The organism is Paenibacillus sp. y28, assembly GCF_037137075.1.
Taxonomy (GTDB): domain Bacteria; phylum Bacillota; class Bacilli; order Paenibacillales; family NBRC-103111; genus JBBBNV01.
The window spans coordinates 25989-47593 of the sequence record NZ_JBBBNV010000031.1 but is presented as its reverse complement, the minus strand read 5'-3'; the positions used below and the strand labels follow the sequence as shown (position 1 = coordinate 47593).

The 21605-nt window shown below is 50.3% G+C and carries 22 protein-coding genes and 1 tRNA gene; 16 read left to right on the top strand and 7 right to left on the bottom strand.

The features are described from left to right. Positions 1 to 314 precede the first annotated feature (314 nt). Entirely contained in the window at positions 315 to 470 is a 156-nt protein-coding gene (locus WBG83_RS19415; RefSeq protein ID WP_336746987.1) for a hypothetical protein, read from the top strand. A 116-nt stretch (positions 471 to 586) separates the two neighbouring features. Here WBG83_RS19415 and WBG83_RS19410 read toward each other — a convergent pair whose 3' ends face one another. Beyond that, entirely contained in the window at positions 587 to 1147 is a 561-nt protein-coding gene (locus tag WBG83_RS19410; RefSeq protein WP_336746986.1) for a GNAT family N-acetyltransferase, read from the bottom strand. A gap of 510 nt (positions 1148 to 1657) precedes the next feature. Here WBG83_RS19410 and WBG83_RS19405 point away from each other — a divergent pair. Next, on the top strand, positions 1658 to 3190 hold the full coding sequence (locus tag WBG83_RS19405) for an extracellular solute-binding protein (RefSeq protein ID WP_336746985.1): 1533 nt from the start codon (positions 1658 to 1660) through the stop codon (positions 3188 to 3190). A gap of 333 nt (positions 3191 to 3523) precedes the next feature. After that, positions 3524 to 3814, top strand: coding sequence for a hypothetical protein (locus WBG83_RS19400; protein ID WP_336746984.1), 291 nt, complete (start codon positions 3524 to 3526; stop codon positions 3812 to 3814). Between the two features lie 75 nt (positions 3815 to 3889). Here the strand turns inward: WBG83_RS19400 and WBG83_RS19395 are convergent. After that, positions 3890 to 3962 (bottom strand) — tRNA-Val (locus WBG83_RS19395). A gap of 183 nt (positions 3963 to 4145) precedes the next feature. On the opposite strand from WBG83_RS19395, the gene WBG83_RS19390 reads away from it, so the two are divergent. From WBG83_RS19390 to WBG83_RS19370, 5 genes are all read left to right on the top strand, one after another. Beyond that, positions 4146 to 4565: a phage holin family protein gene (locus tag WBG83_RS19390; RefSeq protein ID WP_336746983.1), complete on the top strand. Its 420-nt coding sequence runs from the start codon at positions 4146 to 4148 to the stop codon at positions 4563 to 4565. Positions 4566 to 4693: 128 nt separating this feature from the next. Next, positions 4694 to 5827: a DNA sulfur modification protein DndB gene (locus WBG83_RS19385; RefSeq protein ID WP_336746982.1), complete on the top strand. Its 1134-nt coding sequence runs from the start codon at positions 4694 to 4696 to the stop codon at positions 5825 to 5827. Continuing rightward, entirely contained in the window at positions 5824 to 7011 is a 1188-nt protein-coding gene (locus WBG83_RS19380; RefSeq protein ID WP_336746981.1) for a DNA sulfur modification protein DndB, read from the top strand. The genes WBG83_RS19385 and WBG83_RS19380 overlap by 4 nt, the downstream gene beginning before the upstream one ends. 196 nt (positions 7012 to 7207) lie before the next feature. Next, positions 7208 to 7795: a histidine phosphatase family protein gene (locus WBG83_RS19375; protein ID WP_336746991.1), complete on the top strand. Its 588-nt coding sequence runs from the start codon at positions 7208 to 7210 to the stop codon at positions 7793 to 7795. Positions 7796 to 7918: 123 nt separating this feature from the next. Beyond that, positions 7919 to 8152 carry a DUF3892 domain-containing protein gene (locus WBG83_RS19370; RefSeq protein ID WP_336746980.1) on the top strand — a complete coding sequence of 78 codons (234 nt, stop codon included), beginning with the start codon at positions 7919 to 7921 and terminating at the stop codon, positions 8150 to 8152. A gap of 84 nt (positions 8153 to 8236) precedes the next feature. Here the strand turns inward: WBG83_RS19370 and WBG83_RS19365 are convergent, their stop codons facing one another. Both WBG83_RS19365 and WBG83_RS19360 read right to left on the bottom strand, forming a co-directional pair. Next, positions 8237 to 8962 carry an MBL fold metallo-hydrolase gene (locus WBG83_RS19365; RefSeq protein WP_336746990.1) on the bottom strand — a complete coding sequence of 242 codons (726 nt, stop codon included), beginning with the start codon at positions 8960 to 8962 and terminating at the stop codon, positions 8237 to 8239. A 140-nt stretch (positions 8963 to 9102) separates the two neighbouring features. After that, complete coding sequence (locus tag WBG83_RS19360) at positions 9103 to 9270, bottom strand: aspartyl-phosphate phosphatase Spo0E family protein (RefSeq protein ID WP_336746979.1); 168 nt, start codon at positions 9268 to 9270, stop codon at positions 9103 to 9105. A gap of 238 nt (positions 9271 to 9508) precedes the next feature. Between WBG83_RS19360 and WBG83_RS19355 the strand changes: the two genes are divergently transcribed. Together WBG83_RS19355 and WBG83_RS19350 are read left to right on the top strand one after the other, a co-directional pair. Next, positions 9509 to 10138 carry a stalk domain-containing protein gene (locus tag WBG83_RS19355; protein WP_336746978.1) on the top strand — a complete coding sequence of 210 codons (630 nt, stop codon included), beginning with the start codon at positions 9509 to 9511 and terminating at the stop codon, positions 10136 to 10138. 83 nt (positions 10139 to 10221) lie between these two features. Next, entirely contained in the window at positions 10222 to 10530 is a 309-nt protein-coding gene (locus WBG83_RS19350; RefSeq protein WP_336746977.1) for a DUF1292 domain-containing protein, read from the top strand. A 44-nt stretch (positions 10531 to 10574) separates the two neighbouring features. Here WBG83_RS19350 and WBG83_RS19345 read toward each other — a convergent pair whose 3' ends face one another. Further along, on the bottom strand, positions 10575 to 11000 hold the full coding sequence (locus WBG83_RS19345; RefSeq protein ID WP_336746976.1) for a DUF1885 family protein: 426 nt from the start codon (positions 10998 to 11000) through the stop codon (positions 10575 to 10577). Positions 11001 to 11027: 27 nt separating this feature from the next. Beyond that, entirely contained in the window at positions 11028 to 12497 is a 1470-nt protein-coding gene (locus tag WBG83_RS19340; protein ID WP_336746975.1) for an aminotransferase class I/II-fold pyridoxal phosphate-dependent enzyme, read from the bottom strand. Between the two features lie 354 nt (positions 12498 to 12851). Between WBG83_RS19340 and WBG83_RS19335 the strand changes: the two genes are divergently transcribed. Both WBG83_RS19335 and WBG83_RS19330 read left to right on the top strand, forming a co-directional pair. Further along, on the top strand, positions 12852 to 14027 hold the full coding sequence (locus tag WBG83_RS19335) for an MFS transporter (protein ID WP_336746974.1): 1176 nt from the start codon (positions 12852 to 12854) through the stop codon (positions 14025 to 14027). Between the two features lie 212 nt (positions 14028 to 14239). Then, a complete protein-coding gene (locus WBG83_RS19330; RefSeq protein WP_336746972.1) occupies positions 14240 to 16165 on the top strand; it encodes a DUF2334 domain-containing protein in 1926 nt (641 codons plus the stop codon). Between the two features lie 154 nt (positions 16166 to 16319). Here the strand turns inward: WBG83_RS19330 and WBG83_RS19325 are convergent, their stop codons facing one another. After that, the gene (locus tag WBG83_RS19325; RefSeq protein ID WP_336746971.1) at positions 16320 to 16949 is read right to left on the bottom strand and encodes a YktB family protein; all 630 of its coding nucleotides are present in this window, start codon (positions 16947 to 16949) and stop codon (positions 16320 to 16322) included. Positions 16950 to 17168: 219 nt separating this feature from the next. Between WBG83_RS19325 and WBG83_RS19320 the strand changes: the two genes are divergently transcribed. The 4 genes from WBG83_RS19320 (at position 17169) to WBG83_RS19305 (ending at position 21583) form a co-directional block, all read left to right on the top strand. After that, positions 17169 to 18098 carry a stalk domain-containing protein gene (locus WBG83_RS19320; protein WP_336746970.1) on the top strand — a complete coding sequence of 310 codons (930 nt, stop codon included), beginning with the start codon at positions 17169 to 17171 and terminating at the stop codon, positions 18096 to 18098. 210 nt (positions 18099 to 18308) lie between these two features. Continuing rightward, the gene (locus tag WBG83_RS19315) at positions 18309 to 18905 is read left to right on the top strand and encodes a hypothetical protein (RefSeq protein ID WP_336746969.1); all 597 of its coding nucleotides are present in this window, start codon (positions 18309 to 18311) and stop codon (positions 18903 to 18905) included. A gap of 123 nt (positions 18906 to 19028) precedes the next feature. Next, entirely contained in the window at positions 19029 to 20027 is a 999-nt protein-coding gene (locus WBG83_RS19310) for a LacI family DNA-binding transcriptional regulator (RefSeq protein WP_336746967.1), read from the top strand. Positions 20028 to 20092: 65 nt separating this feature from the next. Continuing rightward, complete coding sequence (locus WBG83_RS19305) at positions 20093 to 21583, top strand: tagaturonate epimerase family protein (protein WP_336746966.1); 1491 nt, start codon at positions 20093 to 20095, stop codon at positions 21581 to 21583. The last annotated feature ends 22 nt before the right edge of the window (positions 21584 to 21605 follow it).

The window sequence follows — 21605 nt, the reverse complement described above, 5'->3', positions numbered from 1 at the left end:
TTCGTGCTTTCAGTGTATCACATCGCTTGGTAAGATTAACCTGTTAACGTTGAGGTATTTGAGATTTTAAGCACTAGTAGAAACTTCCAAGCTAGGAGGATGACTATGAACCGCAACCGGGTCCGGACCTACAAATACAACGTCGGTAAAAAAACGTTATCGTTGTCATAATCGTTCAATCCGCCGTCGCCAAATCAAGAGAAGGCAATGCGCTTGCCAGTAATGCTGTTAATGTAAAAATTTTGAAAAAGGCAATGCGCCGTAAGTAGTTCATATGCAGGCCTGTAGCCTCCCTTGGAAGGGGGGAGCTTTTTATGCGAAACAAAGCAAAGAAACGCCATACTTGGAAAAAGAGCAATCATATCGCCAAAACACGGCAGTCGGCAAATGCCTCCATTCATCAGGGCGGCAATTCCATATCGATTAATGCTGTTGATGTAGGCATTGTCAAGATCCGGCGGGGCAGATAATACGCAGGGCACAGGCACAGCAAATCGCCGCCGTTCCGCCGCCGTTTGATACGGAGCTGGAAGGCGGCTTTTCCGCTGGAACGCCGGAGCCTTCAATGGCTGGGCGGCAGATCGCTTCAAAGAAGCTTGATCATATGCCGGTAAGGCTTACAGTTAATATGGATCATTTTATCCTTCTCATAGCCCAGCTTTACATAGAGTGAATACGCAGCTTCATTATCTTGATCGACAACGAGTGCAATCCGGCTGCTGCCCGAGCGCTTGGCTTGCAGTTCTGCAGCCTGAAGCAGCTCTCTGCCTATGCCGCGTCTGCCGAAGGCGGGGGAAACGGACAGGGTATCGATATAAAATTCGTCCAGGTCAGCCTCTTGATCGAGCCGGATGGACGGATCGTTGGCTGCTGCCCGCAGGTGATCCAGAATCGGCTGATCGAGCCGCTCTGCATCACGGCCGTGATAGCAGACCATAATACCGGCCACCTGCCGGTCGAGTTCCTTAACCAACGCCTGCCGGAAGCTTAAGCGATTATCTTCTTGTCTAAAATAATCGGCCAAAACACGCAGCACATCATCCGGGTCTGATTGTCCTGTCAGCTGATGCGCAATATCATGCATGGCCTCGTACAGCAGTAGGGCTGCACTGTCTGCATCTTGCTTTGTTGCCGGTCGTATCGTCATCTCGGTTACCTCCGTTCGGATAGCGAAGCCATGGGCAGCGATTGCCGTTCAATTTGACCCACGCAGGCGTGCTTCACTCCTTCATCTCATGGGGAAGCGTACCTAGATGTGCTTTTTTGACAACGGGTGTCCTGCTCCTCACGCACCAGGGGCTTTCATGCAAATTCAAGTCCGGGTGTTCATGTACAGTAACCTGCTATAAACGGTGTTATGACATGGTGGAGGCGGGGCAGCGCCATGCTTTGTGCAGCTAAAATGGCAAGTTATGTAAAGCACAGTCCCGGTTGCTTGCGGCACAGTTAGGGTTATTTACGGCATGATTCAAGTTATATGGAGGATACGCTTTTTCCACTTTACCGCACCCTGCCCTTAAATTGCAATGAGGTTAAATTCAATGTCTGTCATATTCCTGGGAACTGTGATTAATTAGTTTTCAGAGGCCGTCAGGCCCGGGGCAGCAAGTAGACAAAGATTGTGCGGAAGAAATTTGCAGGGAGGGTAATCAAACAAATGAAGACATTGAGAAAAACAAAGTGGGTCTCCGTATTTTGTGTGGCGGCGCTGGCCGGCTCCATTCTGGCAGGGTGCAGCGGGGGGAGCGGCGAATCGCCTTCGGCCCAAGGTTCTGCAACCCCGGACAGCAGCACGCCCTTCGAGATTAGTATCGGTCTGGCTCAGGTTGGGGATGTCCCGGAAAAGGGCAACGAGGTACAGCAGGCCATCGAAAAAAATACCAATACGAAGCTGAGCATTCAATGGATCCCGAATGCAGCCTATGATGAAAAGGTCAATCTGATGATCGCCTCAGGCGAGATGCCGCAGCTGCTTAAGGTGCAGTACGTTCCGAATACGATTAATGCCATGCAGTCGGGCTTGTTCTGGGAGGTTGGCCCTTACTTAAAGGACTATAAAAATATCTCCGCTCAAAATCAACAGTTCTTCAATAATATTTTGGTAGATGGCAAGCTGTACGGCATACCGGTTTTCTCGGATATTGCCCGTGCGGGAATTGTTTACCGGAAGGACTGGCTGGATAACTTGGGGCTAAAGGTGCCGCAGACGATGGAGGATTGGTACAATGTCATCAAGGCGATGACCCTGAACGATCCCGACAACAATGGCAAAAAGGATACGTTCGGCACGCTGCTGTTCAAGAGATATAATGAAGGCCAGGCTTCTTTGACTACTCGTTTTGCTGTAGCTATGGGCGCCCCGAACAAATGGGGAGTCAATCCCGACGGCAGCTTCACGCCGGAATTCGAAACGAAAGAATATATCGATGTCTTGAAGCTGTACAAACGTTTGTATGACGAAAAGCTGCTGAACCAGGACTTTGCAGCCTTCGATTCCACCGAGGCGGACAAGCTGTTCGATGCGGGCCGGGTGGGTATTAAGATTGCGGTGGCCGGTACAGCCAAAAGCCAGCAGGACCGCCTCTCCAAGATAGATCCTAATGCCATCGTCGATGTCGCCCAATTCAATGGGCCCAAGGGGATTCGCGTGGCGGGACAAACCGGAAACTCCGGTATTTATGTCATTCCAAAATCGATTGTAAAAACCGAAGCGGAGGTAAAACGGCTTCTGACATTCCTGGACACCTTGATGGAGCCGGATACGGCGACGCTGCTGACACGCGGAATTGAGAACAAGCATTATGTGAAAACAACCGACAATCAGTCCGAATTCAAGGACTTCACCTTGTTCCAGCGTGAAGTGAAGCCGTATCGGGATAACCTGCTGCAAATGGACGGCTACAACAATCTGCCGCTGAAGGACGTGCCTATCGGCATCAAGGGCACTCAAATTACACGCGATAATATGAACTATTCGATTCCGAACCCGGCCCAAACCCTGATTTCAGCAACCTACAGCGAACGGGGCAAAGAGCTGGAGCAGCAAATTTGGGATGCCCAAACCAAGTTCATCATGGGCAAAATCGACGAGGCCGGCTACATGGCCGAAATTGAGAAGTGGAAAAAAGCCGGCGGTCAGCAAATTATGGATGAATACAAAGCCGCTTACGCCAAGCAGAACAAAAAATAAGCGCTGTGTCACGCTAGCTTAAACAGCACGGCGCCATCGAATACTCCGGTCCCGGAAGCTGTGCCGGGGATAACAATAAGGAATGGCGAACCTCCAAGACGCTGTGTGCGGGATTGGAGGTTTTGGCTTGCGCTTTTTCGGGGAAAGCACCGACAGTGGTTAGACCCGACCGCCGTCATGCAGCAAAGCACCGCGCGCTGGGAGCTGCGCGCGGCGCGAATTTGCAAAAAGGCTGGTTTATTCCGGGTATATGTTCGCAGCGTGCATCGTACTTTATAGCGATTGCTCATTTATGGCAAAATCAGCTATAATGATAGAACAGGAGGGGAACGTATGAGCGTAACAAAAGTGGAGAAAGAGAAGCATTTGAAGCTGCTGTACCAAAATAATGTGGTTGTTGCTATGGACCGGGATAACTATGTGGTTGTACACAGCAAGCGGACCGTGAAGCCGCTTCTGCCGTTCCAGATTTCGGAGGAAGCCTTGAAGCAGTGGAAGCAGCGGGACAAGCGCATTGCCATGACTGAAACTCCGTACAACGAGTTATTCAGCACATCGGTCTTGAGCCGGAGCGAGCTTTGTTTTGTGGAGAATTTCAATGACATTGAGTTTAGTGAGTACTGATGGGGTGTAATTCGGCGCAAAATCTATAATAGAGAAATGAAGAAGAGCCCTTGATATACAAGGGCTCTTTCATTATGACCTCAACAGGGCTCGAACCTGTGACCCCCACCCTGTCAAGATGGTGCTCTCCCAGCTGAGCTATGAGGTCAAATAGGATGTATTTACCACAAAAACAATATTAGCAGCACATGGAAACGATGTCAACCCCACGAGGCAAAGTCTCCGCTAGCAAATTCAATTTTGGTAGACTGGCGCAGGGCCGAGCGATTTATGCTGTACATATAGTAATAAGAGGGGGATTGATGGACGGCAAAGGAGGTCGTTGGAAATAATGAATCAAACCATCGTAAACAGTTTGGCAGGAGTGTTTGGCGCAGCTTTTACGTATGCGTTCGGAGCGTGGAACGAATTGTTTGGACTGCTATTGCTTGTTATGGCTATCGACTATATTTCGGGTTTGGCGGCCTCGTTAAAGGAAAATAAAGGTCTTAGTAGCGAAGTCGGGTTTTGGGGCTTATGGAAAAAAGGACTTATGCTGATGGTCATCATGCTCGGTCACCGGGCAGATTTGCTGCTGGATATCAATATTGTCATGTATGGCGCCATTTACTTTTATTTGTCGAATGAATTAATCTCGGTGATGGAAAATTACGGACGGATGGGCTTGCCGCTGCCAAAACAAATCAAACGGATTATTGAAGTATTGAAGGAGAGAGAAGAGCCGCCAGGAACTCCGCCACATGATAAATAGCTGGAGAAGAGGGTCTGGATGCCATCTGGATGCCCTCTTCTTTTTTTGTGCTGGTTCTTCATGCTTATATTTTTGGGAAAATGGTGGAAAGCTAGGAGTAACCTATTAGAGTAAAGGGTGAATTAGAGATGATGAAAGCTTCTTTATCCGAGCTGTTTACTGGGCAAAAATCCGCCTCGGATGTGGAAATCCCCGGACAAATTAGCCGGACCTTCGGCCAGATGACGTTGTCGGCAACTCTGCCAATGAGTAAGCTGTTTACGATTTACGAGGTTGATTTGGAGGTGCAGCGGGCGATTATTCCGCGGAATTTGTCCAAGCTGATGGATTACATCACCTTGTATCTCGATCATCATCAGCCGATTTATTTCCCGGGCATTATTTTGTCTGCACGCGGAGCGGGAGAATATGACACTGAGCAGGAAGCATACCGTTTGAAGCCGGTTGAGAAATTATATGTTGTCGATGGGCAGCACCGTCTGGCGGCTTTCCGCCGTTTGACGGAGTCCTTGCAGGGGGCGCTGGCCCGGGCCAAGGACCGCAGAGAAACGGACCGGATGGAAGAGCTGACGGACAAGCTTCGGAGGCTGTATGAGTTTCCGATGTCGGTCATGGTGTACCTGGACATAAATCCGCGTCAGGAGCGGCAGCTGTTCTCCGATATTAATAAGCTTCCCCGCAAAATCGGCGGCAATCTTGCGGTGCTCCGCGATCAACGGCGTTTCTACCATGTGCTGGCTACCCGGCTGGCTCTGCAGGACGAGGCAGTCCGTCAAATTTCTGTTGATATGTATACCGAGCGCGGAAAAAGCGAACAGCATCTATTCTCATATCACCTGCTGATTGAAATTTTGGCGGCGCTGTTTGAAGGCCGCTTGAAATCGGGAGCCCGGAACAATGGATATCAGTACACGGAGCGAGAGCTGGATGAGCAGGACTTGCTGGCATCGACTTATTTCCAAAGCCTGCTGGCGGTTTTGCCAAGGCCGGAGTCCCGTCACATGTGCTGGAGCGAGAACATCCAAATTGCGATGGCGCTCTTCTTTCATGAGGAAGCAACCAAAAGTGGCGTCTTCAACCGCTATGCGCTGGAGCACGCAATTAAAATGCTGGCGCATGTCCGCTGGGACGAGATTTACCAGGGGGACGAGAAGGACAGGCTGCCCCGCCGCAGCCGGATTATGAAGGCGTATCAATATTTCCGTGAATTTTATGATAATAACCAGCTGTTGATCATGCTTGATGAGGAGGATGCGGGATGAATACGAGGAAAAGCGGACTTCGCCTGAGCATGGCGATTCACCCGTTCTGCGAGCAATTCGGGATGGCGACATTATCGCTGCGCGTTCAGGATTTGTTAAATTATACGGCCATAGATCCAATGGTGCAGCGCAAGCTGAGCAGCAGCCAGCGGCGTAAAATATCAAAATATTTGCAGGAGCGGGAGCTGGATCATGTGTTTTTTGGACCGGTGACCCTATCGCTCAGGGAAGCGGAGCTGCTGGACCGCCAGTCTGACGGGGAGCTGTATTTGCAGCATGGGGCCAAGCTCAGCATTTTGGACGGCCAGCATCGGATTTTGGCGCTCGGTTATGTGAATGAGCAGCTTCAGAAGGAAGTGAAACGGCTAGAGAAGAAAATAGCCAGCATTAAAATTAAGCTTCGTGAAGCCCCGCAGGATGCGGAGATGATCGAAGAGCTGGAGCAAACGGAAGGCATGCTTTCGGAGCTGGAATCCCGCCGGCTAGAGCTGCTGGACACGGAGCTGGCCGCTCAAGTGTACATTGGCCTCGGCGAGGAGGAAGAGCGCCAGCTGTTCGGAGATATTAATTCCAAGGTGCAGCTGGTAAGCAAGGAACTCGGCCATTCTTTTGATTCCACGGATGTGCTGAATGTCGTGATTCAGCAGGCGGCTGAGAACAATATGCTGCTGAAAGCGGCCGGAGTGGAGACACGCAACAACTTGACGTCGTTTAATAAAAACTTTACCTGCTATAGCTGGCTCTACTCTACGGCAACGATGCTGTTCTCGGGAAAAATGCAGCCTTCTTACGAGCTGGCTCGGAAAATTCGGGCGGACATGACAACTTACATTGAGGTGATGCATCAGTTTTTCCATGCGATTCTGCCGATTATGCCGGAGCAGCCAGGCCTGGCTCAATTTACCTCCTCCAGCAGGGTGATGCAGGAAAGCTTAGCTTTGTTTGCCCATGATTTCGCTTTTGCCGGTGGAAGCTATAATCCGAATTGGACGGATTGTATGAAGGTGCTGGATGGCTTTGATTGGTCGCACGGCAACACAGAGCTTATTGAGCGGTTCGGCACACTGCAGAACGGCAAGCTGAACCTGATCCATGAGAAATCGCTGCGCAAGCACGGCAAGCTTGTTCAATTTTTTCACGAGCTTGGCGGTGACCGTCCCGAGAGCATTGCTTCGCCTGCATAGGGATAGCTTGCCTATTGCACCACAGGACTCACAGGTCCTGCGGTGCTTTTTTGGCATTTTATTTATGCTGTGTTTAAAACACTATAGTAAGAAGTGTGGTGAAAAAGGCTCAGTTGGTCAATGTAAGGATATCTTGGCGGCGGCTTCTTCCTGCTTTATACTTAATAAATCACGAAGGAGGGAGTATTCATTGACGATGATAGGTTTTGTCCGGCATGGGGTTACAGATTGGAATCGGGAGCGAAGAGCGCAGGGTCAGGTGGATATTCCGCTTAATGAAGAAGGAAGGCGTCAGGCGTCGATGCTGGCTAAGCGCTTGGCGGCAGATAACCACGGCTGGGATATGATCATAAGCAGCGACTTGCAGCGGGCAAGCTGCACGGCCGATACGATTGCAGAAGCTATTGGGCTCCCGGTACACCGCTATGACATGCGCCTGCGGGAGCGGAGCCATGGGCGCTTGGAGGGTACGACCGTTGAAGATCGGGTGCAAAAATGGGGAGACGCTTGGGAGGCCCAGGATCACGGCTCAGAGCCGCTGGAGGAAGTACAAGCCAGGGGGATATCCTTGGTAGAGGAATTATCGCACCAATATCCGGGCCGGCGCATTTTGCTGGTGAGCCATGGCGCATTTATCAGTGAAACGCTTCGGGTCCTATTGAATAACCAGCCGCTGGAGATGCTTCAGAATACGTCGCTTACTGTTGTTCACCGTTCCGCAGACGCGTGGGAATGCAGTCTGTACAACTGTATAAGCCATCTGCACGAGGAGCATTCAGCTTGATTTCGGCGTTATGTAATGCAACGGTGTACTTGGACTAGAGTAAGGAATCCCGGGCGTATGATTCATGGCAAACAAGCCATACTAAGGAAGTACGTAATTTTATTTCCCTAGGAGGTGGCCCAGATGCCAGGAGAGCGCGATTCATTTGTAGCCGTACAAAAAAACAGCGATGGTGATATAACGGCCTTCCGCACGTCGTCCGGCCGTACATTGGACTATGCGCAAGCACTGCAGGAGGTACAGCAGGGAGCGATTCAAGGTGTGAATGCTTTCAAGGGCAGGGATGGAGAGCTGTACATCCGCGGAGACGCTGACGGTGATCCGAGCAACAATCTCGACAATCTGCCTCTGTTTTAATTTAAACGGCCAGGATTTGAAAGAATGTCCTTGCATATGATGTAAAAAAGAACAAAACCCTCCGGTGGATACCGGAGGGTTTTGTTATGGGAAGGTGTAAGCTTCATGCTGGCGGAGAAACCTCATTTTTCCTGTTTTTCCGATAAAGGCTTCCATCGTGTCACCGTAATGCATAAGCCAAATTTTCTCTTGCAGCTCGTCCGGCAGTGTGAGCAGCTCATCAAGTGATGCATGGACAACCCCTGGCGAGCTGAGCTGGCAGTCATGCAGAATCGTATGGCAGGCTCGTTCCTGATGCACGTGCTGGAGCAGGCTGCGATCGAAGATGATATCACAGCTATAGAAGATACTACCGTTCAAAAATAACGAAAAGCTCGGTTTTCCCGGCACATGCGTGGTACGCACTGCTTCAACCGTCAGTCCGCCCCTGAACGCGACGGGCGTACCCGGATAGACCGGAATCACTTCGAAATAATCACTCATCGTTTGCGGGCCTTCCGTATCGTGCTCAAGCCCGCCGCGCAAGGAATTCTCCCACAGCGGCCGAATCAAAACATCCGGTACATACAGCCGCGGCTTGCGGCCGTATACGAATTTCATCTGGTACGCATATTCCTCCAGGCCTCCGATATGATCAGCGTGCAGATGTGTAATGAGCACGGCGTCGATCTTGTCCATTCCAATCCCTAATTGATGCAGGGACAGCGAGCCCGTAACGCCAAGATCAATCAGCAGCCTAAATCCGTTATAGGAAACGAGAGCATTATTATTAAAATATTTTTTGGCAAAAGCACTGCCTGTGCCAAGCATTTGGATGTTGAGCAAGCAAAGCGGCCTCCTTTGAGACTGACAATGAATGTCAATACATGAAGACTATATCATGAGTACCCCTTCATGCGATAGTAGAATTGCAGGAAAAAATAAAAAACCGGGATATTCCCGGTCATATCTTACATTGCTGTTTGTATTTCCATAAATTGAACAATGAGCTTGTCCAATCTCTGACTTAGCTCAATGACATCCGGATGACCGAAATCGTAATTGTACTGCATGGCGGCCACTTCCAGATGCAGCTTAAGTCTATCAATTTCCATTTGCAGCTGTTGAGTTGCATTCATGATTGTTATGTTCCCCTCAATTAGGCTCTAGCTCTAGTGTACAGGAAAAAAGGGTAAAATGGTATTGTATTCCATTCGATTCTTTTATTGTTTACACCAGATTCAAAGTATGATAAAATACCATTTTTTTACGACCTTGGTGTGAACAACAAAAAATTCCCGGTCTTATACGCAACTCTTGTATCGGAGCGGAGTATAATCATGCAAATGAGCTTTTCAACGTGATGGAGGTTGCTTGATGATGAAAGGAAGAAAACTGCTGGCAATGGCGTTAGTTTGTACTGTACTGGGTACGGGCACGGTCGCGGCAGCTTCGCCTTGGGGGGAGTACCACGGTTTTGCAAAAGTCAATGTGAAGGTCAATAACAACGAGGCCAGTCTAGGTAATGTTCCAGGCTTTATGATTGACGGCAGCGTCGTTCTCCCTTTGCGGAAGCTGGCGGAGCTGCTGCAAGCGCTGGTGAAGTGGGATAGCGCTACAAATACAGTGGATATTTATAAGCCGAATGTCCATTTATTTGTTGGCGAGAAGCTGCTGAAGGATGGTAAAAATGCTGAAATCAACGGGATTCAGAACAGCTTCGGTCTGGTGCAAAAGGGCAAAACCCAGTACTTTGTTGTTTTTGCACAGGTAGACAGTCTGGAAACTTCGATTAGCTCCCTGAAAATTGATATTGTGAGCCCGTCGGGAGAGGTTGTTGATTCCCATGAGACGGATTTGGAAAATGCGGGCAACAGCTTCTGGTATCCTTGGCCGTTTGAAGTGAAGTTTACTGAGTACGGCTCCTATCATGTGCAATTGTCGATGAAAATTGCGGAAGGTGACGATTACACCGTCGTCGCGCAAAAAGAAATAAAATCGCAGTAATGGGTCCCGAAGCGATTGACCCTTCATTTTGAAAGTGATACGATACTAACGTAAATGATCCTTTCACGAAATGAGGTTTTTCCATGAGCGAGCACAATCACGACCATGATGAGAATTGCGGATGCGGCGGAGAGCATGACGAGGACGTGTTCATTGTCACCGATGCCGAAGGCAAAGAGCATGAAATGGTCATGGTGTATACGTTCGAATATCAAGACCGGGGTTATGCGGTGCTGCTAGACCGTAACGATCCGGAAGCCGACGGCGTTATTTTCCGTATTGAGGAAGAGAACGATGAAGCCTATCTGGTTGCGATTGAAGACGATGAAGAATGGAACCACGTAGTGGCCATTTATAATGAAATCGCCGAGCGTGAAGCAAACAACGCCTAAGCGCCGACGATCAAGAAAATAACCCTTCGCGGGCTCGCGAAGGGTTATTTTCTTGGATTGAAATACATAATCCGGCCGTTAAACAGGTGAAGCTCGGCTTTTAGCTGCTTAGCCAAATATTTGCACAGCTCACTTGCTTTCGCTTTATCGCCGTGTGTGCTGTCGTCAGGAAGAACGACCTGGACATACGCGGCTTCACGCTTTGTCTCTTCGTCCGGGCGGCTGCCGCAGCCAAAAACGATATAATTGTACTGCTGGTTAGTTCCTTTGAGATAAAACCATTTGCCTTCCGCCTCAGGCTTTGTTTCAACTGTATAAGGAAAGGCGGCGTCGGCATAATCCCAGCCGAGCTGCTGTCCTGTCCGGCCGGTCTGTTCCTTGTAATGGCCCAGCTTCTGTTTCAGTTCATCAAGGCTTAATGAAGCGACTTCGGAACCCTCCACGAAATACAAAAATGCGCTTTGGCTCATCGGCCCACCCCTTTCAAGTCCATCATATCAGAAGATTGGTTTGGTTTCTACGATGACCTTAATCATCTCAAGTGTTTTATCCTCAGGCCCTTGAACCGGCAGCCCGACATCAATATGCTCGATAATATAATCAATGTTCTCCTGGGAGATGACCTCGCCCGGCAGCAGAATCGGAATGCCCGGCGGATAAACGAAAATAAATTCCGCAATAATCCGGTCGGCTGCTTCACGGAGCGGCACAAGCTCGGTATCGGCATAGAAGGCATCCCGGGGGGAGATGGACAATACCGGAATGACCGGATTTTTGACAACGACTTCTTTGGTTTCTTTCTCCGTGCCATGGAGTGAAGCAAGCTCACGTAAGGCGATAATCAATTTGTCGAGGGTGGAATGATCGTCGCCGGGTGTGACCAGACACAGTATGTTGTACATGTCACTAAGCTCAACCTCGATGTTATGCTCCTGACGAAGCCAGTTTTCGGCCTCATAGCCTGTGATGCCGAGCTTGCGGACGTGAATCGTCAGCTTGGTCGGATCCATATCAAACGTAGCTTCCTGACCGAGGATTTCCCGCCCGAAGCAATACAGGCCTTCAATTTCATTAATGGCGCTGCGCGTGTAGTCCGCCAGTTCGATAGCCTGCTGTGCCAGCTCTCGTCCTTTCAGGGCAAGCTGACGCCGCGCTGTATCCAGGGAAGCCAGCAAAATATAAGACGTGGAGGTGGTCGTCATCATACTGATGATGGACTGCACACGCTTGGCGTTAACACGGGTGCCTTGAATATTGAGTACCGAGCTCTGGGTCAGCGAGCCGCCCAGCTTGTGCACGCTGGTGGCAGCCATGTCGGCGCCCGCCTGCATTGCGGAGAGAGGCAGCTTGTCATGAAAATGAATATGCACGCCGTGCGCTTCATCTACAAGCACCGGAATATCGTAGCTGTGCACAAGATCAACAATTTCTTTCAGATTGGCGCTTACTCCAAAATACGTCGGATTAATGACAAGCACTGCATTAGCATCCGGATGCCGCTGCAGCGCGCGCCGGACCGACGATGTGGTGATGCCGTGGGAGATGCCCAGGTTGTCATCGGTGGCAGGGGAAATAAACACCGGCTTGGCTCCGGCATAAATAATGGCCGTCATGACCGATTTATGCACGTTGCGGGGCACAATTATTTTATCCCCCGGCTCACAGACAGACATAATCATGGTCATAATTGCGCCGCTTGTCCCCTGAACAGAGAAGAAGGTATGGTCTGCGCCAAAAGCGTCGGCGGCCAGCTCCTGCGCTTCTTTAATGACTCCGCCGGGACGGTGCAGGTCATCCAGCGGGGCAATATTAATGAGGTCAATGGACAACGCATTGTCACCGATAAACGCGCGAAATTCATCGTCCATGCCGGCGCCTTTTTTGTGGCCGGGAATATGAAATTGCAGCGGGTTACGCGCTGCGTGTTCTTTTAGTCGGGTAAACAAAGGGGTAAGCTGATGATTCATTATGGAACTCCCACTTCCTTCCAATAATAAACTGCTGCGAATAGTAAACAAGCCCAAGTATATCAAATTGGACCTAGGATGCAAGTGATTTTTCCGTGTAGAAAAGATGGCATAAAATCGGGTGTATTGGGAAGGATATCCAAATAGGATGCGGGAGTGCCGTGCAGAAAAGAGAGACCTGATTTTGCAGCTATATAGATGTAAGAACATAAGATGAGGTGTGAGCTTCAGGGAAGGCCGAACGATGGCGGGCATGTTCTCGAAATGTTCATTTTTTCCTGAAATCGAATTATGGTACGATGAAATTGTGTTCAAGCTTAGCTGTGTTTGCCGGAATGAGAGGATGTGCTTCATATGAACAAACGGATTGCTGTTATTATGGTGCTGTTAATGACGTTATTTTTGGGCTTCGGTATCATTATACCGGTCATGCCGATTGCGATTCCGAACGCGGAAAACAATCCGCTGCACCTGGGGCTGCTGCTGTCCGTATATTCGTTGTTTTCATTTATTTTCTCCCCGCTTTGGGGCGGTTTGTCCGATCGCATTGGGCGCAGACCCGTCATCATGACCGGATTAATCGGATTTGCTCTCAGCTTTTTTCTATTTGGGATCGCTGGAGACAATCTTGTACTGATGTATTTATCCAGAATACTCGGAGGGCTTGCTTCGGGCGCGGCCACAGCCTGTGCTGTGGCTTATGTTGCTGACATTACGACGGAGGAGAATCGTACGAAAGGAATGGGCCTGGTCGGCATGTCGATCGGGATGGGCTTTATATTCGGGCCCGCCATCGGCGGCTTGCTTAGCGGCTTCGGCACGGCGGTGCCTTTTTTTGCGGCTGGCGTGCTCAGTCTGCTGACGCTGCTGTTTGCCGGCATATATTTGCAGGAATCCTTGACGCCCGAGCAGCGCCGTGGAACGGGCGAGCCTCGCGTATCCCGCTGGAGCGCCTTTTCTGGAAAGCTCAAATATTTGTATGTGCTGTCCTTCTTCGTCTCGTTTACCCTCGCCGGACTGGAGAGCACCCTGCAGGTATTTGCCATGCGGCGCTTTGACATTACTCCGCAGGGAATAGGTTATTTGTTTCTGATTAGCGGCATTGTCGGCGCCCTGATTCAAGGCGGGGTCGTCCGGAGGGTGAAGCCGGGGACAGAAAACCGTTATGTGCTGTTTGGCCTGCTCGCTTCAGCGGTTGGATTTTTCCTGCTTATGCTGGCTGACAGTATGCTGACCACGGCGATTTATTTATCGGTATTCTCTGTTGGGAATGCGCTGATAAGGCCCTGTGTTACCTCGCTCATTACGCAAAAAACGACGGTTCGGCAAGGTGTCGCCTCCGGTCTCAGTTCATCGATGGACAGTCTGGGCCGGATAACGGGGCCGCTGCTTGGGACGCTGCTGTTTAACGTCCAGGACAGCCTGCCGTATCTTATTGGCGGCGTGCTCTGTATCGCAGCGATCATTTTGCTCCAGCGCTTCATCGTTCTGGACCGCAAGGCCGTCACGCTCAAAACGGCTGTTTCATAGGCGGGCATTCAACGAGCAAGCAACGAAAAAGCTTCTTCAGCCACAATACCGGCGGAGAAGCTTTTTCGTTGCTTTTCAAGAGGGTCTGATCGGAAAATTTTGTTGTAGACAGAAGCGGGTTATCTGATTCATAATTTCAGAAAATAGGATGACAGTAAAAACACGTTATATTATGATTAGTATTGACATCAGTCGGGGGAGGCCGTTCTGCTTTGAAACGGTGGTTACATCAGGGGAAACTGCGTTATATCGCGGCATTATGTTTAACAATCGGCTTGTTTGTGTCCTATCAGCTGCTGCCAGCAGAAGGCGGCGATCTGTATCCGAAGTCCATTCTGATCCGGCTGGAGGATATCGGCCCCGGCGGACAGTACAGCGGTATGGACAATCTGGGCAAGCTCCGCGCTGTGCTTGAGCTGTTAGCCGAGCATCAGACGGCTTACCAGCTGGCGGTCATTCCGCGATGGCTGGATTACCCTGCGGACGGCACCGTTTATGACCGGCGGCTGGACGGGCGGGAAGACCCATATATTGAAGCTTTCGATCAATTGCTTACCTATGCCCAGCAGCATGGCGGTGTCATCGGAATGCACGGCTATACCCACCAGGTTGGCAGTGTGCGCCGTGCGGACGGGCATCATGAATCCGCTATCGGCAATGAGTTTAATGTGCCGGATGTGCCGGAAACGCAGACAGAAGCGTTCGCAGCTGAACGTGTGAAGCAGGGCTACGACATTATGCATCGCGCCGGGTTCGAGCCGCGCTTCTGGGAGGCTCCGCATTATCATACGACCGCGGTCCAGGATGAAGTGTTCCGCGGCATGTTCGGGATTCAATATCAGGATAATGTGAATTTGCTGCCTGGAGCGGTCCATCCGCTTTATGTGGAGGGCAGGCAAACCGCAGTAGCGGCAAGCCCGCTTGGTTCAGTCTATGTACCGACCCCTTACTCATTTATCCCTTATAACCGTGATGCGGATCTTATACTGAAGCAGCTCGGCAAAACGGAAAGGCTGCCGTCTTTTTTTTATCATCCTTTCCTGGAATTCAAGCATCTGGTGCAGGCTTTTGATGAAGAAGGGCAGCCTGTTATGAAGGATGGCTTGCCGGTGTACCATTATCCTGCAAAGTCGAAGAGCAACCTGCAGAAGCTTTTGTCTGAAATCGAGAATAAAGGCTACAACTTCGTATCCATTACGGACCTTGTCCCGTTCACGCCTTCGCAAAGCGTTTCTCTGCTGCCGGGAAATCAGTGGAGAACCGGGGATGTGACAGGCGACGGGGTTGTGGACATTGTAGAATGGAACCGTTCGGACGGTGAAGTGACCGTCCAGCCGGGCAAATACGATGGGCTGCGCAGCGATTCGCTGCCGGAGGCAAAGGTGTGGTCCAGAATTTCGTATGGAGCGGGAGATCAGATGGTGCTTTGCGACAAAGGCCGGAACGGCCGCTCTGACCTGTGGATTATGAGGGCATCCGGCAAGCTGGAGGAATACCGCAATCTCAACGGGCAGTTTACTCCGGTGCGTTCGTGGTTGACAGGAATGAAAAATTGGTCGGAACTGTACGCGCTCCGAAGGGAAGGAGACACCGTTGTTCTTGCAGGGGTTGCAGGAACAGGCTCCGAGACCCGCATCGAGGGTGTGGCCGTTACCGGGAATCAGCTTAAGCCGCTGGAAGCAAAGGCTTGGCCGAAAAAAACGGATTCTTTGCTGCAGGTTGTTGATACAGACGCTAAAGGTCTTGATGATTTGCTTGTTTCAACGCGCAAGAGAGGTCGCTTTACGAAAATGTGGGCGGAGAGCGGCGGGGGAGAGTGGCGCACCTCAACCGTTACCTATGAGCTGCCGGTCACACCGGCGGGACAATGGCGTATCGCCGATACGAATGGGGACGGGAAGCTGGATGTCATCGTGTGGGATGCCGCCCATGGGAAATACAGCATTTTTGAGCAGGTGGAGGACGGAGAATTCCGGTACTTGGCTGAATATGGGCCGTGGGGCTCGCCGAACGCACAATTAATTATTTCCGATTTTGACGGAAACGGGAAGAAGGACTTGGGCCTTATTACCCCATCGGAACGCAAGCTGGATATCGCGCTTTCATTCCAAAGCACTGTTTACCCTTACGTAAGATAAACTGAGAATTAGCCGTGAGCTGTAAGAAGCCGTGTGCCATGTTACTATGGCGGCACGGCTTTCTTCGTTTTTACCGGGGAAGGGTGCAGCCTGGCCGCAGTTCCGCGACACATGCGAAGGATAAATGAAATGATCGTTCACAGCTGCAGGTGATTTAACTAACCGTACTAAGCTTATACAGCGGCATTAAGGTTTCGAATGTTTCCACAGCCTTACGCAGCAGCTCGGGGCCATCCAGCAAGAGAGGATCGTCGAAGCGGATGTGCCGGCCGACGAGCAGCTCCGCTTTTTTGACATCACGGAAGCGGATCAATTCGTGGGCCAGCCTGGTTTGGTCCAGCTCCGCTGCGGGTACGGCATCCTTTTTCATGTGATCAAAGGAAAGCACATAATCGGACGGAATGAGATCCTTCATGTCATCCGCGTGATCGATAAATTTCTGGGCAATCGATTGCTTGTTCGGCAGCTCGTAAATCAAGGCGAACCAGAGGAACAGGCGATCGTCGAACAGGCCGATCTGAAAATGCGGATGCTGCTTGTAGCCGCGTTTGTTATGGCAAAAGGCCATCCAGGTATCCTTGGGCGCGTTCGTTTTCCGGCGGGCGTGCTTGGCTATATGTACATGAAGCTCACTGCCGGCCAATAGGGACAGATCATCGCACAAGGCTTGGCCGATGCTTTTGAATTTCGGCTGAATCCGCTCCTGGATTGCCTTCATGCGGGGATCGAGCCCTTCGATATGGAAGGTTTCAAAATCTTGACGTGTAAAACCGATAAATGTCATATAGGGTTCTCCCTTCTTGTAGCCGTGTAGGCACTATTATACCTCGAGCGGCTGCCGCAAGGCTATCATACGGGACTTCTCTCCTGATTTTTTTATCCCGGCAGGAAATCGGTATTATGATGGCGAATGCAAGATTTACCCATGGTAAAAAACGACAACAACCGACAATGCGCCATTCGCATGCTGCGCAATGACGCATATACAGAAAGGTGTGAGAGCGTGAAGGCACGAAAATGGCATAAAGCCGCCTTGTTATCCATGATTATCGGCTCCAGCTTCGCGGCGGGCGCCGTGGCGGCGGACACGGAAATATTGCAGAGGGTGGAGGCTTATTTACGCCCGGATTATGTGGTGAAGCTGGATGGAGTCAAGGTGGATTTAAGCACGACGGCACCGCTTATTTATGAGGGCAGCAGCTATCTTCCCCTGAAGAAAATCGGCGAATTGCTCGGCGCGAATGTAAACTGGGACGCGGCCTCGAAGACCATCAATCTGACCCACAGCGTGTATGTGAAAAATCCGATCAATCCGGAGTATGAAAACACAGTCGAGACGTTTACGATGGAATATCCCGAAGTGATGAAGGTGAAATATTTAGGAAAGGAATATCCGCTGGTTGTCGATAAAAATTACAATAAGAATACGGATTACTACCGTCTTAGCGATCTGCAGAAGATGGGACTGGATACGGACGGGCTCAAAAAAGCAAAAGAAAAAATTACTGGCTGGCTGTATGTGCGCAAGGAAGAGGCTGATTCATTATGGAAGCAGAAGCCGGTGATGGAAAATGCCTATGAAACGCTTGTCACAGGCGAGACGGACGAGTACAAGCTCGAAGCGCTGAACGATTTTAGCCCGGAGGCGGCCAGCTATGAAAAGGGAAGCACCAAGAAGGTCAAATTCCTCAAGGGTACGGCGATTGTAATTGACGCTTCCGATAAGCCGAATGAGTACGATGTGCTGATGCTGCACCACAAATATTTCAGTTATCATGTGAAGCTGGAAAGCTACTGGGAGGATAAAATTATTGACGGGGCGATCCGCCGGGTGACCATGTGGCGCATCGTTGAATACACCTCGAAGGACCTGCAGCCATTATGTGACGATTTGTCATCGTGCTCCTACAATCTTGAGGAAGAAGACGCGTAATAATACGATGTCCGCTTAACGCCTGGGCTCTGCCCGGGCGTTTTTAGTTTGACTCCGGATCACAATAGGACACGGGTTAATTTTGTGACAAGCTCCCGAAAAAAATAGTCAATAAACCAAGTTGCGCAAACATAAGAATCGTAATAAGATAAAGTAAAGGGAACAATTGTCTGAACATTCAAACGATTCATTACCTAGGGAGGGATTGCCGTGAATAAGAGTCATGAAGTTGAATACTGCAACCTGGAGCTGCGTTTTGACCGCCGGCAAATCCGCAACTTCATCAAGGCATTGATTCAAGAAGGATATTCCCTGTATTGGAACGAAAGCGAGCAGCAATTCGTTATCTCAATCCGAACAGGCCGCCGGCTGGTGAAGCTCAAGTTTCAGCGTCTGGGGGAACGGTACAAAATGATAGGAGATTACTCCTTTAAGGACGAGAAGCTGTCGGAGGTGATGGAGCGCATGATTGGGGATACACGCGGTCATGCCGTTGTCAAACGCTTCCGGGAGCAGCAAATTTTGATTGAGAGCATCATGTTCGGGGAGATTATCCGCATGGTTGAAATCAGCGGAATGGAGCATAAGGTGCTGTATCAGAAGGAACCGATGGTCACCTCTGAGGAAATGATGCAGGCGTTCAAGTCGAAGCGGGCTGAAAAACGGGTTCCGGTGCTTCGGCTGGAGCTGGATTACGAGCTGGCGGTGCTGCATGACGCCATGCAAGCTAAGGATGCACCGGCGATGGAAGCGAGCAAGGAGCGGCTCAGGGAAATGCGGCAGGAAATGCTGCTTTTGGAAATGTAATGGCTGGCAGAAGATACGCTGAATACAGAATAAATACCGTCAAGCTGCAAGCGGCTGACGGTATTTTTATGAGGTTATTGTTCACGTGTGCAATTTATGATAAGATGTTTGCGGGGTGGTTTGATGAGTGTAACGATCAAAGATATCGCCAAGCTGGCCGGCGTATCGCATACGACCGTGTCGCGGGCGCTTAATGACAGTCCTTTGATCAATCAGGAGACGAAATGGCGCATTCAGGAGCTGGCGCGCAGCATGAACTATACGCCCAATTTTAACGCCAAAAGCCTGGTGCTTGACCGGTCTTATCATATCGGTTTGTTTTTTACGACGCTGAACACGGGAACCTCCGCAGGTTTTTTCTATGATGTGGTCCGCGGCGTCAACAGTGTCATCAAGGACCGGTATAATCTGATAGTCAAAGGCATTGACGATTACAAAGACTTCATCTCCATCACAAAAAAAAGCTTTGACGGCATTATCATTATGAGTCAAAGCCGGAATGACAACGCACTGATTCAGGATTTGAAGCAAAAGGGCATTCCTCTTATTGTACTAAACCGAGATGTGAAGGAAAAGGACATTGTGAACATTTTATCCGATGACCGGATTGGGGCGGACAGGCTGGGGGAACACTTAATACGGCTTGGTCATCGCAGAATCGCCATTATTTCCGGGCCGGACGGGTTTCAATCGACACAGGTCCGCCGAGACGGCTTTATTGACGCCCTGCGCAGGCATGGCATTGAGGTGAAGCCGGAGCATCAGGTTAAAGGGGAATACGATGTAGAAAGCGGCTTTGCGGCTATGGAGAAGCTGCTGGCGGCCGATGACCGGCCAACGGCTGTTTTTTGCTCCAACGATGATATGGCTGTCGGCGCCAAAAAAGCGATTGAAGAAGCCGGCTTGCAGGTGCCGGACCACATTTCGCTCGCAGGCTTTGACGACAATTTGTTCGCCCGCTTTATGACGCCCGCGCTTACGACGGTGCGCCGTCCGATTGAACGGATAAGCAAAGAAGGCGCGGCACGGCTGCTGGATATTATTGAGAATAAAGTCCGGCTGGAGGAAAAGCTGTACATTCAATCTGAGTTGGTCGTTCGGCAATCAGTGAGATCGCTGTAAGGCGCTTTCACCGCCTGACACTATATTACATTTTTTAAAATTATTTTTAGGGAGGATTTTTACTCATGAGTTTCGTACAATTAGTTGATGATTTGAAGCAAGGCAAAGCAATCTCCGCTACATACGGCAGCATCAAAACGTATCCGCAATCGCTGGTTGAAGAAGGCGGCTCACGCTTGCTTTTGATTAAAGACGGCTATGACAAGTTCATTGTGGCTGTCGGCGAAGGCGCACTGTATAATGAACTGCAGGGCGAAGTAAAGGACGGCGCGAAGCTGGCTCCGCAAACGCACGAAAACCGCCTTGTTTTGAATAAATATCTGGAATATACTGTACCACGTGCATTCGGCAAACAAATTTCTACCTTTGGTCTGGGCGACCGTCTTGGTCTTGCTTCCCCGGGTCATATCCAAACGATCCGCGGCCGCGACATCCGTCCGATTCTGGCTCAACAGTCCATCCGCGAGCTGAACCTGACCGGCCGTGACTACAAACAAGTGGTTGACGCTGCTTGCTTCGCTGTTTTCCAAGAAGGCTACAAGGACGGCTTCGGCGCTGACGGCGACCACCTGAAAGTGGAATCCGACATTCAAATGTCCCTGGATCTGGGCTTCACCATGCTGACGCTGGACTGCTCCGAGAAAATCGACAATAACATTCCGAAGCTGAGCGAAGCTGAGCTGGAGGCGAAATACAACGCGCTGCCTGCAGATATTCGCAGCCACTATGAGAGCCGTTACCTGGACAAATCGTTCCAAGTGGGCGACATCACCATCAGCTTTGACAAAGCAAGCGTCATCAAGAACGTTCTGATTTATGGCGAAGCCATCAATTTCATGCTTCATGTATACGAAACGTATATCAAAAATGCGCCTCGCGCAGTTGACTTCGAAATCTCGATCGACGAGACCGAAACATCGACTGATCCAGAGTCCCATTTCTTTGTAGCCAATGAGCTGTACGGCAAAAATGTCGACATCTTCAGCATGGCGCCACGCTTCTGCGGCGAATTCCAAAAAGGAATCGACTACATCGGCAACATCGAGCAATTTGAAAAAGAACTGAAGGTGCATGCTGAAATCGCAGATCATTTCGGCTATAAGCTTAGCATCCACTCCGGTTCGGACAAATTCAGCGTATTCCCGATTATCGCGAAGTACACCAAAGGCCGTTTCCATGCCAAAACTGCAGGAACTAACTGGCTTGAGGCTGTCCGTACAGTTGCCAAAGTAAATCCGGACCTGTACCGCCGCATGCATGCTTTTGCCGCTGAGCACGTGGGTGAAGCTTTGGCATACTACCATGTAACTGCCGATTTCAATGCAATCAAGCCGCTGGCTGAAGTCGCTGACGCGGACCTGCACGAATACATGAACGAAAACAATGCCCGCCAGCTGATTCACATCACGTACGGTTTGCTGCTGCAAGCAAAAGACGCTTCCGGCAACTCCTTGTTTAAAGATGAATTCTACCGTACACTTAGCGATCAAGAAACAGCTTACGAGCAATCGCTGGCTAGCCATATCGGCAAACACCTCGAGCTGCTCGGTAAATAAGTTTACCGCAAAGGAGAACTTG

What these genes read in the sequence shown, in the direction of transcription:
- WBG83_RS19415 (WP_336746987.1), top strand. Translation starts at nt 315, where the DNA reads ATGCGAAACAAAGCAAAGAAACGCCATACTTGGAAAAAGAGCAATCAT.
- WBG83_RS19410 (WP_336746986.1), bottom strand. Translation starts at nt 1,147, where the DNA reads ATGACGATACGACCGGCAACAAAGCAAGATGCAGACAGTGCAGCCCTA.
- WBG83_RS19405 (WP_336746985.1), top strand. Translation starts at nt 1,658, where the DNA reads ATGAAGACATTGAGAAAAACAAAGTGGGTCTCCGTATTTTGTGTGGCG.
- WBG83_RS19400 (WP_336746984.1), top strand. Translation starts at nt 3,524, where the DNA reads ATGAGCGTAACAAAAGTGGAGAAAGAGAAGCATTTGAAGCTGCTGTAC.
- WBG83_RS19390 (WP_336746983.1), top strand. Translation starts at nt 4,146, where the DNA reads ATGAATCAAACCATCGTAAACAGTTTGGCAGGAGTGTTTGGCGCAGCT.
- WBG83_RS19385 (WP_336746982.1), top strand. Translation starts at nt 4,694, where the DNA reads ATGATGAAAGCTTCTTTATCCGAGCTGTTTACTGGGCAAAAATCCGCC.
- WBG83_RS19380 (WP_336746981.1), top strand. Translation starts at nt 5,824, where the DNA reads ATGAATACGAGGAAAAGCGGACTTCGCCTGAGCATGGCGATTCACCCG.
- WBG83_RS19375 (WP_336746991.1), top strand. Translation starts at nt 7,208, where the DNA reads ATGATAGGTTTTGTCCGGCATGGGGTTACAGATTGGAATCGGGAGCGA.
- WBG83_RS19370 (WP_336746980.1), top strand. Translation starts at nt 7,919, where the DNA reads ATGCCAGGAGAGCGCGATTCATTTGTAGCCGTACAAAAAAACAGCGAT.
- WBG83_RS19365 (WP_336746990.1), bottom strand. Translation starts at nt 8,962, where the DNA reads ATGCTTGGCACAGGCAGTGCTTTTGCCAAAAAATATTTTAATAATAAT.
- WBG83_RS19360 (WP_336746979.1), bottom strand. Translation starts at nt 9,270, where the DNA reads ATGAATGCAACTCAACAGCTGCAAATGGAAATTGATAGACTTAAGCTG.
- WBG83_RS19355 (WP_336746978.1), top strand. Translation starts at nt 9,509, where the DNA reads ATGATGAAAGGAAGAAAACTGCTGGCAATGGCGTTAGTTTGTACTGTA.
- WBG83_RS19350 (WP_336746977.1), top strand. Translation starts at nt 10,222, where the DNA reads ATGAGCGAGCACAATCACGACCATGATGAGAATTGCGGATGCGGCGGA.
- WBG83_RS19345 (WP_336746976.1), bottom strand. Translation starts at nt 11,000, where the DNA reads ATGAGCCAAAGCGCATTTTTGTATTTCGTGGAGGGTTCCGAAGTCGCT.
- WBG83_RS19340 (WP_336746975.1), bottom strand. Translation starts at nt 12,497, where the DNA reads ATGAATCATCAGCTTACCCCTTTGTTTACCCGACTAAAAGAACACGCA.
- WBG83_RS19335 (WP_336746974.1), top strand. Translation starts at nt 12,852, where the DNA reads ATGAACAAACGGATTGCTGTTATTATGGTGCTGTTAATGACGTTATTT.
- WBG83_RS19325 (WP_336746971.1), bottom strand. Translation starts at nt 16,949, where the DNA reads ATGACATTTATCGGTTTTACACGTCAAGATTTTGAAACCTTCCATATC.
- WBG83_RS19310 (WP_336746967.1), top strand. Translation starts at nt 19,029, where the DNA reads ATGAGTGTAACGATCAAAGATATCGCCAAGCTGGCCGGCGTATCGCAT.
- WBG83_RS19305 (WP_336746966.1), top strand. Translation starts at nt 20,093, where the DNA reads ATGAGTTTCGTACAATTAGTTGATGATTTGAAGCAAGGCAAAGCAATC.